The 16,906-nt window shown below is 67.1% G+C and carries 15 protein-coding genes; 4 read left to right on the top strand and 11 right to left on the bottom strand.

Annotated features, from left to right (window positions below; all coding sequences use genetic code 11):
* Nucleotides 1-22: 22 nt before the first annotated feature.
* Nucleotides 23-292, bottom strand: a complete 270-nt coding sequence (rpsO, locus tag BEP68_RS06175; protein ID WP_017203073.1) for a 30S ribosomal protein S15 — start codon at nt 290-292, stop codon at nt 23-25.
* A gap of 185 nt (nt 293-477) precedes the next feature.
* Between rpsO and BEP68_RS06170 the strand changes: the two genes are divergently transcribed.
* Nucleotides 478-1,770: an MFS transporter gene (locus BEP68_RS06170; protein WP_187249515.1), complete on the top strand. Its 1,293-nt coding sequence runs from the start codon at nt 478-480 to the stop codon at nt 1,768-1,770.
* 27 nt (nt 1,771-1,797) lie between these two features.
* Here the strand turns inward: BEP68_RS06170 and BEP68_RS06165 are convergent, their stop codons facing one another.
* From BEP68_RS06165 to BEP68_RS06150, 4 genes are all read right to left on the bottom strand, one after another.
* Nucleotides 1,798-2,352, bottom strand: coding sequence for a YceI family protein (locus BEP68_RS06165; protein ID WP_187249514.1), 555 nt, complete (start codon nt 2,350-2,352; stop codon nt 1,798-1,800).
* Nucleotides 2,353-2,533: 181 nt separating this feature from the next.
* Nucleotides 2,534-2,902, bottom strand: a complete 369-nt coding sequence (locus BEP68_RS06160) for an FKBP-type peptidyl-prolyl cis-trans isomerase (RefSeq protein WP_053095804.1) — start codon at nt 2,900-2,902, stop codon at nt 2,534-2,536.
* Between the two features lie 220 nt (nt 2,903-3,122).
* A complete protein-coding gene (locus BEP68_RS06155) occupies nt 3,123-3,818 on the bottom strand; it encodes an alpha/beta fold hydrolase (protein ID WP_187249513.1) in 696 nt (231 codons plus the stop codon).
* A 12-nt stretch (nt 3,819-3,830) separates the two neighbouring features.
* Nucleotides 3,831-5,171: a PrsW family intramembrane metalloprotease gene (locus tag BEP68_RS06150; RefSeq protein ID WP_083569320.1), complete on the bottom strand. Its 1,341-nt coding sequence runs from the start codon at nt 5,169-5,171 to the stop codon at nt 3,831-3,833.
* An 88-nt stretch (nt 5,172-5,259) separates the two neighbouring features.
* Between BEP68_RS06150 and BEP68_RS06145 the strand changes: the two genes are divergently transcribed.
* Nucleotides 5,260-6,126, top strand: coding sequence for a fumarylacetoacetate hydrolase family protein (locus tag BEP68_RS06145; protein WP_053095802.1), 867 nt, complete (start codon nt 5,260-5,262; stop codon nt 6,124-6,126).
* 72 nt (nt 6,127-6,198) lie between these two features.
* Here BEP68_RS06145 and BEP68_RS06140 read toward each other — a convergent pair whose 3' ends face one another.
* Nucleotides 6,199-7,659 carry an aspartate ammonia-lyase gene (locus BEP68_RS06140; protein WP_053095801.1) on the bottom strand — a complete coding sequence of 487 codons (1,461 nt, stop codon included), beginning with the start codon at nt 7,657-7,659 and terminating at the stop codon, nt 6,199-6,201.
* 93 nt (nt 7,660-7,752) lie between these two features.
* Nucleotides 7,753-8,667 carry a metallophosphoesterase gene (locus BEP68_RS06135; RefSeq protein WP_187249512.1) on the bottom strand — a complete coding sequence of 305 codons (915 nt, stop codon included), beginning with the start codon at nt 8,665-8,667 and terminating at the stop codon, nt 7,753-7,755.
* An 80-nt stretch (nt 8,668-8,747) separates the two neighbouring features.
* On the opposite strand from BEP68_RS06135, the gene BEP68_RS06130 reads away from it, so the two are divergent.
* Nucleotides 8,748-9,314 carry a TetR/AcrR family transcriptional regulator gene (locus tag BEP68_RS06130; RefSeq protein ID WP_053095799.1) on the top strand — a complete coding sequence of 189 codons (567 nt, stop codon included), beginning with the start codon at nt 8,748-8,750 and terminating at the stop codon, nt 9,312-9,314.
* A 25-nt stretch (nt 9,315-9,339) separates the two neighbouring features.
* Here BEP68_RS06130 and BEP68_RS06125 read toward each other — a convergent pair whose 3' ends face one another.
* Nucleotides 9,340-9,675 (bottom strand): peptidase, encoded by a 336-nt coding sequence (locus BEP68_RS06125; protein WP_187249511.1) that lies wholly within the window; start codon nt 9,673-9,675, stop codon nt 9,340-9,342.
* Nucleotides 9,672-11,051: an inorganic phosphate transporter gene (locus BEP68_RS06120; protein ID WP_187249510.1), complete on the bottom strand. Its 1,380-nt coding sequence runs from the start codon at nt 11,049-11,051 to the stop codon at nt 9,672-9,674. Before BEP68_RS06120 ends, BEP68_RS06125 begins: the two co-directional genes overlap by 4 nt.
* Nucleotides 11,052-11,210: 159 nt before the next feature.
* On the opposite strand from BEP68_RS06120, the gene BEP68_RS06115 reads away from it, so the two are divergent.
* Nucleotides 11,211-13,310 carry a S9 family peptidase gene (locus BEP68_RS06115; protein WP_187249509.1) on the top strand — a complete coding sequence of 700 codons (2,100 nt, stop codon included), beginning with the start codon at nt 11,211-11,213 and terminating at the stop codon, nt 13,308-13,310.
* Between the two features lie 73 nt (nt 13,311-13,383).
* Here BEP68_RS06115 and BEP68_RS06110 read toward each other — a convergent pair whose 3' ends face one another.
* Entirely contained in the window at nt 13,384-14,412 is a 1,029-nt protein-coding gene (locus tag BEP68_RS06110; protein ID WP_053095796.1) for an ATP-dependent 6-phosphofructokinase, read from the bottom strand.
* 222 nt (nt 14,413-14,634) lie between these two features.
* Nucleotides 14,635-16,779 (bottom strand): DEAD/DEAH box helicase, encoded by a 2,145-nt coding sequence (locus BEP68_RS06105; RefSeq protein WP_053095795.1) that lies wholly within the window; start codon nt 16,777-16,779, stop codon nt 14,635-14,637.
* Between the last annotated feature and the right edge of the window lie 127 nt (nt 16,780-16,906).

Here is a 16,906-nt window from a genome sequence, read left to right as displayed (position 1 = left end):
TTGTACGCTGGCTCGCTCCGCGTTATCGGCGGAGACCCAGGCGTGCGATCAGCGAGCGGTAACGCTCGATGTCGACGCTCTGGAGGTAGCCGAGCAGACGACGGCGCTGACCCACGAGCAGGAACAGGCCACGACGCGAGTGGTGGTCGTGCTTGTGCTCCTTCAGGTGCTCCGTGAGGTCCTTGATGCGCTGCGTCAGCATCGCGGCCTGCACCTCGGGGGATCCGGTGTCACCGGGGTGCGTCGCGTACTCTTCGATGATCGCCTTCTTGACGTCTGCTTCCAGTGCCATAGATTCGATCCCCTCTCTGCTTGTTGCGCGGTGCCCGACGCCTGATGCGTGAGCTCTCTTTATCCGCGGCCGATCAAACGGCAACCTGAAGAGTCTACCAGGACTCGATGCCGCTGGGTGACCGTGCCCACGCCCGCCCGACGGCACCTCGGATACTCTCGAATCATGCATGACGGATACGCGGCGTGAGCGCTGCACGCAGCCATCTGATCGATCTCAGCCCCCTGCGGGCCAGCCCTGCATTCGCACGCATGTGGATCGGCTCGGTGCTCGCGGGGATCGGCGGGCAGCTGACGATCGTCACGGTGATGCTGCACGTCTTCGCGCTCACCGGAAGCACCTTCGCGGTATCGATGATCGCGGTCGCCGGACTCGTCCCCATGATCCTCGCCGGCCTCTACGGCGGGATGCTCGCGGACGCGTTCGACCGCCGCCGCGTGGCGTTGGTCGCGGCCACGGTGACCTTCGCCTCGACCGCGTTGCTCGCCGCGCTCACCTGGACCGGTGCGGAGACGATCTGGTGGCTCTACGTGCTGAGCATCGTCAACTCCGCCGCGAACTCGGTCGGCATGGCCACCCGGACCGCGATCGTGCCACGGCTCATCCCCCGCGACAAGCTGGCCGCCGCGTCCGCGCTCAACGGAGTGGCGTTCGGCCTCACCGTGATGGCCGGCCCCGCGGTAGCCGGCATACTCGTCGCGCTGACAGGCTACGGGTGGACTTACACACTCGACGTCATCCTGATGCTGTCGATGTTCCTCGGCCTGTGGAGTCTCCCTCCGCTGCGGCCGGAAGGGGACATCGTGCGGCCGGGGTTCGCATCACTCGTGGACGGGTGGAGGTTCCTGCGCCGCGCGAACAACATCCGAATGCAATACGTGGTCGACATCATCGCCATGACATTCGGGCAGCCCCTCGTGCTCTTCCCTGCACTCGGCACCCTTCTGCTGGGCGGCGGAGCGGTGACCACCGGCATCCTCACCGCAGCTGTCGCCGCGGGCACATTCGCATCGAGCCTCTCCTCCGGTCGGGTCGTGCAGTACCGCTGGCACGGACGCGGCATCGAGCGCGCGGTCGAGGCCTATGGCGCGTCCATCCTGCTCTTCGGCGTGGTCCTGGTCATCGGAGCCGTCTCTGCCGGGGCGACCGAGGCGACGCCGGACGTCGGGCTGATCATCGCCTCGTGCATCGCGCTCGCGCTCTCCGGCGCATCCGACAACATCAGCTCGATCTATCGCAACACGATGATGCAGGCGGCCGTGCCCGACGCCATGCGCGGTCGACTGCAGGGGGTCTTCATCATCGTGGTCGCCGGCGGCCCCCGAATCGGCGCCCTCTACGCGGGCACGCTCGCGACCCTCACGACCCTGTGGTTCCCGCCGCTGCTGGGCGGATTGCTGGTGATCACCCTGGTCGCCCTGCTCGCACGGCGCAGCCCGGGATTCCGCGGCTACGACGCAGAGAACCCCGAGCCCTGAGGGCCCGGGGTTCTCGAGATCAGGTGATCAGTCCTGCTGCAGAGCGCCCTGCAGGTCGAGGCTGATCGTGACGTCCTTGCCGACGAGCACGCCGCCGGTCTCGAGCGCGGCGTTCCACGTCAGGCCGAAGTCCTCGCGGTTGATGACCGTCTTGGCCGATGCGCCGGCCTTGTAGTTGCCCCACGGGTCGGAGCCGAAGCCACCGAAGTCGAGCTCGAAGCTGACGGGCTTGGTGATGCCGCGGATCGTCAGGTCGCCGTCGACGAAGAGCTCGCCGTCCTCGGCGCGCGCACCCGTCGACACGAACTCCATCGTGGGGAAGTTCTCGGTGTCGAAGAAGTCGCCGGAGCGCAGGTGCGTGTCGCGCCCCTCGTCCTTGGTGTCGATCGAGGTGACGTCGACGCTCGCCTCGACGCGGGCCTCGAGCGGGTTCTCGGGAGCGATCAGCGTCGCGCTCTTGACGCCGAACGTGCCGCGCACCTTCGAGATCATCATGTGGCGCACGCTGAACGTGACCTCGCTGTGCGACGGGTCGAGCACCCAGGTGCCGGGACGGTAGCCGGGAATGTCGATGCTGTTCATGGTTTCTCCTCTGGAGACATCAGCCGCATGTGTGCGGCAACGGATGAGGGGCCGTGTTCACGGCGTCACGCGTAACAACTTACATGCACATGCATGTATTCCCCTGAATGCGGATATTTCCTCGGGCGACGAAAAGGCGCCGAGCCCGCAGTGGGCCCGGCGCCTTCCGGCGTCGATCGGGTCAGCCGACGGCGACGAGATCGATGATGAAGATGAGGGTCTTGCCCGAGAGGAAGTGGCCTCCTCCGACCGGGCCGTATGCGAGGTGCGGCGGGATGACGAGCTCGCGCCGTCCGCCTTCCTTCATGCCCGGGATGCCGTCCTGCCACCCCTGGATCAGGCCGCGAAGCGGGAACTGGATGGTCTCGCCGCGACCCCACGACGAGTCGAACTCCTCGCCCGATTCGAACTCGACACCGGCGTAGTGCACGGTGACCGTGTCGCCGGGCTTGGCCTCGGCTCCGTCTCCCTCGATGATGTCGCGGATCACGAGCTCCGCGGGGGCGGGTCCGGTGGGGGCGTCGAACTCAGGCTTTGTGCGATCAGTCATGTCCTCCATCAAACCCGAGTCGCCCGGCGCGGGTCAACGCGATCGCTCCGCTGAGGGCGAAACGGCGATGCCGCCCGTCGACTGCCCCCTAAGCCCTTGACACCCGCGCACACCGGGTGCACCCTGTTTACAGATCAACTCAGCGCCCGGTAGACATGCAGGCATCGCCGCAGCACCGGGCGCTGAGTCTTGGTACGGAACCTGCTTGACGGCTCGAGCATCATGACGCTTGTTGCTCCTGCGCGTAGGCGATCAGCATCGATGCGAGCTCTTCGGGCCGGCTGAGGGCGACACAGTGACTCCCCTCGATCTCGTCGGCGACGATGCCCAGGCGCTTCCGGGCGAGGTCTCGAAGGAATGCGGGCGGGAAGAACTTGTCCTCCGTGCAGACGATGAACCGAGTGGGGATAGAGGGCCAGGCCGTGAGCGGCCACGGGACGGCCGTCGATGCGACCGACGGATGTGCCCTCCCCCGACCGATCGCCTCGTCGGCGAGCGCTCGCGGCACGTCGTGATAGAAGCCGATGTGCGGATCATCGTTGCCGGTGAGGCCTCCGTCGCGGGCTGCCTGCGCCGCCACGGCATCCTCGAATCCGGTGTTGGACCACCACTCGTCCGGACGCTCCCCCGGGTCGGGAATCATCGCCGCCAGCATCACGAGCACGTCCGCCGCCAATCTCTCAGCGACGATCGGTGCGGTGAATCCCCCGAACGAATGGCCGACCACGACACCGCCCCGTCTCGCGTCTGCCGCGGCCACGACGGCGTCCGCGTAGTCGGTGAGAGTGAGGGACTCGTCATCGCCCGGCAGGTCGGGTGCGATCACCTCATGTCCGCGCTCCCGCAGGACGGCGGCGAGCCGATGCCATGACCACCCCGTGTCTCCTGCTCCGTGCACGAGGATGAAGAGGGCCATGATCAGCGGGTCTCAGTAGGCCAGCAGAGCAGCCCGAGTGGCGCGGGTTCGGGCGAGCAGCGCCTGCTCGTCCGCCGGTGCCATAGGGTCGCGCCCCGTTATCGCGCGCTGACGGACGGATGCCAGCATGGTGGCGTCCTTGATGAACTCGCGCATCAGCGGACGCCGATCGCCCCGAAGCTGCGACGCCCATGCCAGGCCGGTCTTGCGCCCGGCGGGAGTCGCGAGCATCGTGACCTCCTCGGGGGTGAACCACCCGGCGGCCGCGTAATCGCCCAGACGGGCCTTCGTGAGGCGAGACTCCTCGCGCCTCAACGCGATGATCCCCACGATGAACCCTACGAACAGCGGCACCTGGAGGACGAAGTAGAGGAGGAAGAAGTTCGCGAAGGACGATCCGTTCCACAGGCCGTGGAGCACCATCGCCCCCAGCATCCCGAGCAGACCGAACCCGAGTGCGGCCCCTGTCGACGCGTGCCGTCGAGCGGCCAGGCCGATGGCGAGACCCGTCAGCGATGTGAACATCGCGTGGGCGAAGGGCGACATGATCGCCCGGAGGATGAAGGTCACCGTCAGCTGCTCGCCGCCGCCCTCGATGAGGCTGATCGCGAAGTACTGGATGTTCTCGGTGAACGCGAAGCCGGCACCGACCAGCGCCCCGTAGACGACCCCGTCGACCGGACCGTCGAACGAGCGACGCGCGATGAGGAAGATCAGGAAGACTCCGAAACCCTTCCAGAACTCCTCGACGATCGGCGCCTGGATGACGGCGCCCGCCACTTCTCCCCGGAACCCCAGGAGCGCGGTCAGCCCGAGGTCGACGAGGAGCGTGAGTCCCACGGCGGCGATCGCACCCCAGGCGATCGCGAAGAACACCAGCGACTTGGGCTCGGGTTCCCACCGGTCGATCATACGGACGACGAAGAAGACGATGGCGAGCGGGACGAGCGCGAGGACGAGGCCGATGATCGATGCGAGCGGACCCAGGAACAGACCGAAGTAGGCGATGAGCCCGAGCATCAGCAGACCGAGGAAGCCGAACAGCGCGAACAGCGCGACGCGTCCGCCTCGGCGTGCCGCCGGCAGGGCAGGAAGACCGGGGGCAGGCGAGGGTGCGGCCGGAGCGGGAGGCGAATACGGGGTCGGCTGAGCGAGGACCGAGGCGTACTGAGGACGCTGGGAGAACTGCGGCGGGGCGTAGTTCGACTGCGCGTACTGCTGCGCCGAATACTGCGGGGGCTGCGCAGCATACTGCTGGGGATACGTCGGCGGCTGCTGGGGATACGTCGGCGGCTGTTGCTGCGCGGGCGGCGGCGTGTACGGCGATGGCTGGGACGGTCCTCCGGAACTCATAGCCAAAGCATATGGCGAACAACCAACTTCGCCCGGGTCTGGCGACTTCCTCCAGGCAATCGAGCCGAGCAGCGGATAGCGTAGGAGCATGCGGTTCGCTCATCTGCGTCGTGCCGACTCTCCCGCTGCGCATCTCGCAGTGGTGGAGGGTGCCGATGCCATCCTCGTCTCCGATCTCCTTCCCGACCCCCCTGCGACGCTTCAGCAGCTGATCGAAGGGGGCGAGCAGACGCTCACCGCTCTTCGCTCGGCCCTCGACGGCGATGCCCCGCGGCACCCGCTCGACGGGTGGAGCTTCGCCTCAGCGGTCATCGCTCCCCCGGCGGTCCTCGCGGTCGGCCTCAACTACGCGGCTCACTCGAGCGAGCTCGGTCTGAAGACCGACGCCGCTCCGACCGTGTTCACCCTGTGGCCGAACTCGCTGACAGGCCACGAGCAGACGACGTCGTGGCCGCGTTCGCTGAGCGAGGCTGTGGACTACGAGGCGGAGCTCGGTGTGCTGATCGGCACCCCGGCGAAGGATGTCGCAGAGGCCGACGCGCTCTCGCACGTCTGGGGCTACACCGTCGTGAACGACATCACCGCGCGGAACGTCCAGTTCTCTGAAGCGCAGTGGTCACGGTGCAAGTCGTTCGACGGCTTCACCCCGACCGGTCCCTTCGCCGTCACGGCCGACGAGGTCGCCGACCCGCAGGACCTGCACATCTGGGCGATCGTCGACGGCCAGACCGTCCAGGACGCGAGCACGGATCAGATGGTGCGGTCGGTCGCGAAGCTCATCGCGCATCTCTCGCAGTCCCTGACGCTGCTTCCCGGCACTCTGATCTCCACCGGGAGCCCCGGCGGTGCCGGATACTCTCGAGACCCCCAAATCTTCCTCCGGGATCGTTCGACGGTGACGGTCGGCATCGACGGCATCGGCGAGCTCACCACCCACTGTCGCGTGCTGGACTGATCACCCGCTCACTCTGTGACACACGGAAGGGCCCCGGCGAGATGTCGCCGGGGCCCTTCCGTGTGCTCGGAGTCAGATCTCGATGAGGTCCTCGGACCCGATCACCGGGATCGCGGCCGTGATGGCCTCGAGTCCCGACAGACGCGCGGGCGACAACTGCTTGATGACCTCTTCGCGAGACATCAGTCCGGCTTCGACGACCAGGTCGGCGACGTTCCTGTTCGTCAGCAGCGCGGTCTTGGCCAGCGCGGCCGCGGCGGCGTATCCGATGAACGGCGTGAGTGCTGTGATGACGCCGACCGAAGCGCCGACCATGGCGCCGAGGCGGTCTCGGTTCGCGGTGATGCCGTCGACGCAGTTGACGCGCAGCGTCCACATCGCCTGTCGCATCCAGGTGATGGACTGGAAGATCGAGTGGGCGATCACAGGCTCGAATGCGTTGAGCTGGAGCTGCCCGGCCTCGGCCGCCATCGTCACCGTCATGTCCGCGCCGGCGACCGCGAACGCCACCTGGTTGACGACCTCCGGGATCACCGGGTTCACCTTGCCCGGCATGATGCTGGAACCGGCCTGCATCGCCGGCAGGTTGATCTCGCCGAAGCCCGCCTGCGGACCCGACGACAGCAGTCGCAGGTCGTTGCAGATCTTCGACAGCTTCATGGCGTTGCGCTTCAGGGTCGACGAGAACGACATGAACGAGCCGGTGTCGCTGGTCGCCTCGACGAGGTCGCCGGCCGTCACCAGGTCGAGTCCGGTGATCTCGCGCAGATGCTTCAGCACAGCGGGTGCGTAGTCGACGTGCGTGGTGATGCCGGTGCCGATGGCGGTCGCACCCATGTTGATCTCGAACATCAGCGAGGCGTTCTCGGTGAGGCGCGTGTGATCGTAGCCGAGGGTCGAAGCGAAGCCGTGGAACTCCTGACCCAGAGTCATGGGCACGGCGTCCTGCAGCTGCGTGCGTCCGACCTTGAGCACATCGTGGAACTCGTGCGACTTGTGCAGGAACGAGATGCGCAGCAGATCGAGCTCTTCGAGCAGCGAGCGGAGTGTCAGAGAGAGACCGATCTTGACCGCCGTCGGGTAGACGTCGTTGGTCGACTGACTGCGGTTCGTGTGATCGATCGGCGAGAGGAACGCGTAGTCGCCCTTCTCGCGTCCGGCGAGCTCGAGGGCGATGTTGGTGATGACCTCGTTGGCGTTCATGTTCGTCGACGTGCCGGCACCGCCCTGGATCACACCGACGGTGAACTGATCGTGGAACTCTCCGTCGATGACACGCTGGGCGGCCCGATCGATCAGGTCCGCACGCTCGGGGTCGAGGACGCCGATCTCGCGGTTCGCTCTGGCGCTGGCCTGCTTGACCATCGCGAGTGCGACGACGAGGTCCGGATAGACCGAGATCGGACGCTTGGTGATCGGGAAGTTCGCGTCGGCGCGGGCGGTGTGGATCCCCCAGTACGCGTCGGCGGGAATCTCCATGCTCCCGAGCGAATCGGTCTCGGTGCGGGTGGGGGCAGGCGCGGCAGAAGCCATGTCACATCCTTGTGGGTAGTGGCGAGTGTGTGGTGCGGGGGATGCATCCAGTCTACGCCTGCGTGCATGCACGGCCAGGGATACGACGGCGGGTCAGCGTTTGCGAGAGAAAGCCTCGAGACGCTCTGCCGGGCTGAGACGGGCCATTCTCTCCAGCCACGCCATCGAGAAGTGATCGCCGGTCGGCGCGTCGGTCACGGGCACCACGGTGTGGGTGATCGTCTCGGGTCGTACATGCACGATCTGGAACGCCTGCGCCGCATCCATGCCGTTCACATCGGCGGCCGGACGAGCGACATTCATCGTGTAGCAGGTCGCCGAGGACACGCTGACAGGCACGCCCGCGAAGGTGCCGTGCGACGAGTAATGCAGGTGGCCGGCGAGGATACCGCGCACGTCCGTGTCACGAATGACCTCCGCGAGTTCGTCCTGGTGCCGCAGCTCGAGTATGTCGAAGAGCGGAAGGTGGCTCGGGAGCGGCGGGTGGTGCATCGCGAGCAGCGTGCCGTGCGGCGCCGGTTGCTTCAGGATCTCCGCCAGCCATGAGAGCTGGCCGGGGTCCAGGTCGCCGTGATGCCATCCGGGCACACTCGTGTCGAGGGCGATCAGGCGCAGACCGTCGAGGTCCCATTCGCCCGTCACGGGCTCCTCCGTCGCGGGCAGGTCGAGCAGCCCCTCGCGCAGCGCCGGCCGCTCGTCGTGGTTGCCGGCAACCCAGACGACGGTCGTCCCCAGCTCCTGCGCCACGGGCTCGACGGCGCGGCGGAGACGGCGATACGCATCCGGCTCCCCCAGGTCGGCCAGGTCGCCGGTGATGACGATCGCCGACGGGTGCGGGTGCACGGCCCTGATCGCCTCAAGGGTGCGAGCGAAGTTCGACTCGACGTCGTATCGTCCGCCGAGCCGCACTCCACCCGCGAGGAAGTGCGGGTCGCTCACATGGATGACGACGTGCGAGGCGGGATCATGGCGACCGAAGACGAAGCCGCTGTCGGAAGGCGCTGACATGGTCTCAGCCTAGGCCGCGGCGCGACACCGGACGGGCGACGACTCCACGGCAGCTGTAGTAGTCGCGATACAGTGCTCGGATGGCGAAGAACGAGACACGGCGACGGATCATCGCGGATGCAGGGCTGACCGTTCTGGCGACCGATGGCTCTCGCGGTCTCACCCACCGAGCCGTGGACATCGTCGCGGGCGTGCCGGTGGGCACCACCTCGAACTACTTCCGCAGCCGAGAGGCGCTCATCGCGGGCCTCGTCGATCGGATCGGCGAGCGTCTCGCCCCCAGCGACGACGACCTCGCACGGCGGTCATCGGAGGAGCCGAGCAGGGAGCTCTTCGCCGAGTACATCCGCGACATCGTGCGTCGCCTCACCGATGACCGCGACGTCACACTCGCACTGTTCGAGCTGCGGCTCGAGAGCAGCCGCCGCCCCGATGTCGGCGCCCTTCTCGGCGCGTGGCAGCGAGCGGGGTTCGACGCGGACGTCGCTTTCAACGCGGGAGCGGGTCTTCCGGGCGGTCGCCGAGAGATCGCGCTCTTCCACTATGCGATCGACGGCCTGCTGCTCGATCGGCTCACGACCCCGATCGATCCGGACACCACCACCGACGAGATCGTCGACGACCTCGTCGCCGGTCTCCTCCGCTGACGCCCTCCTGGGCAGGACTCGTCGGTCAGTGCCCGACGACGATGATCAGGATGCCTGCCACGACGGCAGCCGCGCAGAGCGCGAAGCATCCGTACGCGCCGAACAGCGCGATCCGTCGCTGCCCCTCGGTGAGCGGACTCTTCTTCGCCGCCTTGGCCGCCTGCTTGGCAGCCCGCTTGAGCTCCTTCTCGGAGATCACGGTGATGGCGTCGGTGAACTCCGCCGGGCTCACGACCGGCGCGTGTCCGCTGCGAACAAGGAGCCGAAGACCGAACGCATAGAACGTCACGACCGCGCAGGCTCCGATCAGAGCCGCAAGGAACACCTGGACGAATGCGCCCCAGTCGATGCCGACACTCACTTCGACTCCTCGCTCTTCGCCGTCTCGGGACTGTCGACCCCGGGGCCGTCGACCCGCGTCGAGGCTCCCGTCTTCGGGGCCTTCTTCGCGGCCTTGGCCGCTGCCTTCGCCTTGGCGTCCGCCTTGGCCTGAGCCTTGACCTTCTCGCGCGCCTCCGCACGAGCCTTGGCCTCGGCCTTGGCCTCGATGATCCGCTGCTGTCGACGCGTGGGCGGGGGCGTGTCGGGGTGCTCGATCGCGAGCCCCGACTCGGCCACATCGCTCATGGCGTTCGCGGAGGTCACTGCATCCTTGCGGGAGCGAAGGAACAGGCCGATGATCACGGCCAGCGCAAGGACCGCGTCGATCGCGATGCCCCAGAGGCCGAGCCAGGTGATGAGCAGGGCCGCGAGGGCACCGACTGCACCTGCAGCCGGAAGTGTGAGGAGCCAGCCGATGGCGATTCGACCGGCGGTCCGCCAGCGGACCGTGGAGCCGCGGCGGCCGAGGCCGGAGCCGATGACCGAGCCCGAAGCGACCTGCGTCGTCGAGAGCGCGAAGCCGAAAGCGCTGGAGGCGAGGATCGTCGCTGCCGTCGAACTCTCGGCCGAGAAGCCCTGCGCGGGCTTGACCTCGGTCAGCCCCTTGCCCAGCGTGCGGATGATGCGCCACCCGCCGAGATAGGTGCCGAGGGCGATCGTCACCGCACAGGCGATGATGACCCAGAGATACGGATCGGCCTGCTCGCTGCTCTGCCACCCGACAGTGATCAGCGCGAGGGTGATCACGCCCATCGTCTTCTGAGCGTCGTTCGTGCCGTGCGCGAGTGCGACCAATGACGACGTGAAGATCTGTCCCCAGCGGAATCCGTCGCGCCCGTCGGGCTTGCCGTCGTAGCGTCGGGTGATCGAGTACGCGAGCTTGGTCGCCGCGAAGGCGATGATGCCTGCCGTCAGCGGGGCGATGAGCGCCGGGAGGATGATCTTCGAGAGCACCATGCCGAAGTCGATGCCGTTGACTCCGACGCCGACCAGGGTGGCTCCGATCAGGCCGCCGAACAGCGCGTGGGACGAGCTCGAGGGCAGACCCAGCAGCCACGTCAGCATGTTCCAGGTGATCGCGCCGATGAGACCGGCGAAGATCATCGGCAGGAACACGTCGCCTTGGATCGTGTCCTCGCGGATGATCCCGTGCGACACGGTCTTGGAGACCTCCGTCGACAGGAATGCTCCGAGGAGGTTGAGGACTGCTGCGAGAAGGACAGCGGTCTTGGGCTTCAGCGCGCCTGTCGCGATGGGCGTGGCCATCGCGTTGGCGGTGTCGTGAAACCCGTTGGTGAAGTCGAAGAAGAGTGCCAGCAGGATAACCAGCACGACGATGAGGGCTGCGGTTTCCACCGTTCGCTTTCGGTCGTTGAGGAAGAAAGGAGAGGTGTCGACGGGATCGACGTGACGAACGAAGAGTTCACCGTGGGTTTTACTTCCGTTAACCGGCCCCGGTAGATCCTCCCACCCTCCCGGGTGCCGGTCAACTTGACCTGGGATAGCGTGGGAGGCGTGACTGATGCCCCGATCGCAGACCGCCGCTCCACCCTTCGCACGCACCACGGTGACACCTTCGATGATCCATACGAATGGCTTCGGGAGAAGGAATCCGGCGAGGTCATCGCACACCTCGAAGCCGAGAACGCGCACACTGAGGCCAAGCTCTCCCATCTGACCGACCTCCGCGAGACTCTGTTCCAGGAGATCAAGGGCCGTGTGCAGGAGACGGATCTGTCCGTGCCCACGCGGCGCGGTGCCTGGTGGTACTACAGCCGCACCGAAGAGGGCGCGCAGTACGGCATCCACTGCCGTACCGCCGCGGCCGAGGACGACTGGACTCCCCCGGTGCTGGAGCCGGGCGTGGCGGTGCCGGGCGAGATCGTGCTGCTCGACGGCAACGTCGAGGCCGAGGGGCATGAGTTCTTCTCCCTCGGAGCGTTCGACACCTCGGACGACGCGACGAAGCTGCTCTGGGCGACGGACTTCGAGGGCGACGAGCTCTACACGGTGCACGTGCGCGACCTCGTGACCGGCGAGACGCTCCCCGACGAGATCCCCGACACGGGTGGCGCGTTCTTCACACCGGACGGCACCGGGATCCTCTACACGACTCGCGACGAGGCATGGCGGCCCGACACTCTCTGGCTGCACCGTCTCGGCACTCCCGTCTCGGACGACGTGAAGCTCTTCCACGAGCCCGATGAGAAGTACTGGCTCGGCGCCGGCATCACCCGCAGCCGCAAGTACCTGGTGATCGCCGTCGGATCGAGCATCACCAGCGAGGAGTACCTCGTCGATCTCGCCGGAGATCTCACCGCAGCTCCTCGGATCGTCTGGCCGCGCCGCGAAGGCGTCGAGTACTCGCTCGAGCACGCCGTGGTAGACGGCGAGGACCGCCTCTACATCCTGCACAACGATGAGGCCCTGGACTTCGAGCTCGTCTCCGTGCCCGCCTCCGACCCACAGAGTGAGCGCCGCATCGTCCTCGCGCACGAGCCGGGTCGTCGACTGCTCGGGATGGACGCGTTCCGCGACTTCGCGACGGTGGAGTACCGCCGTGAAGGCCTGGAACGGGTCGGCATCCTGGACTACACGACGGACTCGGTCGACGACATCGCCTTCGACGAGCCCCTGTACTCGGCAGGCGTCAGCGGCAATCCGGAATGGCACTCGCCGTTCCTCCGGCTCGGCTACACGTCGTTCGTGACTCCGGGAACCGTCTACGAGATGGATCTCGCCACCCGCGAGCTGCATCTGCGCAAGCAGGTCGCCGTCCTCGGCGGGTATGACCCCCGGGAGTACGGCCAGAAGCGCGACTGGGCCACGGCGTCGGACGGTACCCGCGTGCCGATCTCCCTCGTGTGGAAGCGATCGTTCGGAGAGCCTGGCGTCGACCCGCGCCCCGTGCATCTCTACGGCTATGGCTCGTACGAGCACTCGATCGACCCCGGCTTCTCGGTCGCGCGGCTCTCGGAACTCGACCGCGGCATCGTCTTCGCCGTCGCTCATGTCCGCGGCGGTGGCGAGATGGGTCGGCAGTGGTACGAGGACGGCAAGCTGCTGAACAAGCGCAACACCTTCACCGACTTCGTCGCGTGCGCGGAGCACCTCGTGGAGCAGGGAGTCACGTCGCCCGAGCGCCTGGTCGCCGAGGGAGGAAGCGCGGGAGGACTCCTCATGGGCGCGGTGACGAACCTCGCTCCCGAGCTGTTCGCCGGCGTGCTCGCGGCAGTGCCGTTCGTCGACGCGCTCACCACGATCCTCGACCCCTCCCTCCCCCTGACGGTGATCGAGTGGGATGAATGGGGCGACCCGCTGCACGGAGCCGAGGTGTACGAGTACATGAAGTCGTACTCGCCGTATGAGAACGTCCGCGACGGCGTGCGCTACCCGCGCATCCTGGCCGTGACCTCGCTCAATGACACACGCGTCCTCTACGTCGAGCCTGCGAAGTGGATCGCTGCCCTGCGCGTCGCCGGTGCGACCGACGCCCTGCTCAAGTGCGAGATGGTCGCCGGTCACGGCGGTGTCAGCGGACGCTACAACTCGTGGAAGGAGCGGGCGTTCGAGCTCGCCTGGATCCTCGACACGGTCGGCCTCGCGTCGCGCTGAGCTCTCGAAGAACACAGAGAACGGGCCGATCCGCAGGGATCGGCCCGTTCTCTGTGTTGCACGCGATCGAGGCTCAGCCGAAGAGCGCTGCCGCCTCGTCGTAGCGGCTGCGCGGAACGGTGTTCAGCTCGCCCAGAGCCTCGGCGAACGGCACGCGTACGATGTCCGTGCCCTGCATCGCGACCATCTGGCCCCATGCCTTGTCGATGATCGCGTCGGCCGCGTGGAGTCCGAGGCGCGTCGCGAGCACGCGGTCGAAGGCTGACGGCGATCCGCCGCGCTGGATGTGGCCGAGGATCGTCGCGCGGGTCTCGATGCCCGTGATGCGCTCGATCGCCGGAGCGAGCTGATCGCCGATGCCGCCGAGTCGAGGACGGTTGAATGCGTCCAGGCCCTTGTCGCTGTAGGCCTCATCCATACCGAGCAGCTTGAACCCCTCGGAGACGACGACGAGCGGTGCGCGACCGCGATCGTGCGCGCTCGAGACGAGCTCGGTGATGTCGTCGATCGACATGGGCACTTCGGGGATGCAGATGGCGTGAGCGCCCGCTGCCATGCCCGCGTGAAGGGCGATCCAACCGACGTGGCGCCCCATGACCTCGGCGACCATGCAGCGCTGGTGGGAGTCGCCCGTGGTGCGCAGACGATCCATCGCGTCCGTGGCGATGTTGACCGCCGTGTCGAACCCGAACGAGTAGTCCGTGGCGCGCAGGTCGTTGTCGATCGTCTTCGGCACGCCGATGACGTTGATACCGTCCTTGGCGAGGCGGTCGGCTGCTGCGAGGGTCCCCTCGCCGCCGATCGCGATGATGCCGTCGATCTTGTGTCCGTACAGCGTCTTGGCGATGTTCTCGGCGCCGCCGCGCTCACCCTCGTACGGGTTCGTGCGACTGGTGCCCAGGATCGTGCCGCCGACCTTCGACAGGCCCTTCACCTCGTGTCTGGTGAGCGGGAAGAAGTCCCCGTCGACCACGCCGCGCCAGCCGTCGCGGATGCCGACGAACTCGAGGTCGTAGGTGGTGGTGCCCTTGAGCACGATGCCGCGGATGACCGCGTTGAGTCCGGGGCAGTCGCCGCCGCTCGTCAGAATGCCGATCTTCATGCTTGCCTCAGACGGGTTCAGGGAAGGGGGAACAGGCGACGTTGCCTGCGATCGACACTAGCGCTCCGGGCGGACCGGGCGCCATTCGAGACGATGAAAACCGAGGATCTTGCCGCCGTTGCGCGACGATTCGCTAGAAATGCGCGATTCGTCCGGCCGACATGAGAAATCGGCGCCAAGAAACAGATTTCTTAACGCCGATTTCTGTCGACTCGAGAAGGCTCAGACGACGCCGAGCGTCTCCCGCAGAAGATGCATGAGAGCGCCCAGCTGCACAGGCTCGGCCGCCGCCTCGTCGAGGGCCTCGCCGTCCAGGGCACGGGCCGCGAGGCCCTGCTTCTGATCGATGAGCTCCGCGATCTTGGCGTCGATCGTGTGCGCGGCGATGATCCGCCACGCCGTCACCGGCTCGTCCTGACCGATACGGTGCACGCGGTCGATCGCCTGAGTCTGCTCGGCGGCCGTCCAGGACAGTTCCGCCAGGACCACGTTGGATGCGGCCTGCAGGTTCAGGCCGACACCGGCAGCGGTCAGCGAACACACCGCGATGCCGACCTCGGGGTCGCTGTTGAAGTCGTCGATCGACTGCTGCCGCACGGTCGAGGTCTGGTCGCCGCGGATCGAGACCGAACGGATGCCGGCCGACGCGAAGTGCGCCTCCGCCTGGTCCATCACGTCGATGTGCTTCGCGAAGAACACGACCTTGCCCACCGATCGCTGCAGCTGGGCCGCGTAGTCGGCTGCCAGGTGCGCCTTCGCCTGTCCGATGCGCCGCACCATCGTGAAGACGTTGTCTCCCCCGGTGCCAGCGGCCTTCGACTCCTCGAGCTCGTTCTGCGCGACCAGACGCACGATGTCGTCGTCGATCTCTCCGGGTGCCAGTCCGCGATCCCCTCGCGCCTCGATGATCCGCCGGTAGCGGGCGGCGAGCCGCTCGCCCAACTCTCGCTCGGCCTGACGGATGCCGCGGCCGAACTCGTCGTCCAGCTGCACGGGAAGGTCGGCGATGAGCTTGTCGGGAAGGTCGGCGGCGACGTCCTTCTTCTTGCGCCGCACGATACCCATCGAGATCACGGCTTCGCGAGCCTCGGGGTAGAACGCCTTGTCTGCGGGGGTGAAGCCGGTCGCGTCGAGCTTCTCCATCAACTCCGGCCCGGGCTTCTCACCCGTCGTCCACCCGAGGAAGCGCCAGATCGCGTCGAAGTCCTCGACGTCGTTGATCAGTGGGGTTCCCGTGAGCGCGAGCATCAGCGGGTTGCCGCCGGGGGTGCGCTCTCGAACGCGATTCGCGAGCGACAGCACGTTCTGCGACCGCTGGGAGCTGAGATTCTTGATGAAGTGGGCCTCGTCGACGACCATGCCCCGGAGGCCGATGGATGCGAGCCACGACATGTGGCGATCGAGGATCTCGTAGTTCACGATGAACACATCCGCGAAGGCGTCGATGTCATCACCATCGCCCTGGATCACGGTGGCCCTGCGCTGAGGGGTCCAGCGCTCGACCTCTCGCGCCCAGTTCATCTTGACCACGTTGGGCACGACCACGAGCAGCGGGTAGGCCCCGGCCACGGACGCCGCGAGCACCGACTGCGCCGTCTTGCCCAGACCGGGCTCGTCGGCGAGGAGGAAGCTCCTGTGCCCCTCTCGCACCGCTTCGAGGAAGCGGGACTGATGCACCATGACCTCGAGGCCCTTGGGCGAGAGGTGGTCGTACTCGGGCGCCGGAGGCAGGTCCATACTGGCTGCTCCTCCCCCGGCTCCGGTCTCGAAAGCCTTGTAGAGCGGGCCCATGAGCTCCCAGCCGTCGAGACGTCGACGCGGAGTCGTGGTGGCGCGCGGGGTGAGATCGGGCGCGAGGAACGGGTTCGCCAGCTGACGCGCCTCGACAGAGGGCGGGGTCACCTGCCGCTCGGCGATCGCCGCAGACACCACGGGTGCCTGGACGGGCGCGATGTCGGCGATGATCAGCTCTTCCGGAGCCAGTTCGGCCCCCGACTCGAGCAGCCAGTCGCGTCGCATGCGCTTCGCGACCGGCGAGGTCGCCTGATCGGCTTCGAGAAGCTGGATCAGCGACGTGTCGCGCGCCGCCGTCTTCGCCAGGATCGTGGCGACGCCGTCGAGTCGCTTGAGAAGCTCTGCGCGGGCGGCATCGGCGATGTCGGCATCCGCCTTGACCCTGGCGCGCTCTTCACGCACCAGGAAGGCGATGACCTGGAACTTGACCCGGTTGGTGGGTCCGAGCTTTCCTCGCTGCGACTTCGCCTCGATCTCACGCACCTTGCGGGCGAGGATCGGGATGAGGGGTGCCTCATCGTCGCGACGGGACGTCTTCTTGCGCCGTGTTGCGGCGGTTGCCGTGGTCGGCATGCTCCTCCTGAGCGTGAAGGCCGGAACACCCTGAGGATGCATCGGCCGTTCTCGGTGTCCGCGTGTGGCGTGAGCCAGGACCGTACGAACAGTATTTCCGGCGGTCGTCGACGAGCGAAGGACGCGC

Origin of the sequence: Microbacterium sp. 4-7 (assembly GCF_014332665.1) — a bacterium.
In the GTDB taxonomy this organism is placed as follows: domain Bacteria; phylum Actinomycetota; class Actinomycetes; order Actinomycetales; family Microbacteriaceae; genus Microbacterium.
The sequence above is the reverse complement of the archived record's forward strand: the minus strand, read 5'-3'. Positions and strand labels throughout refer to the sequence as shown.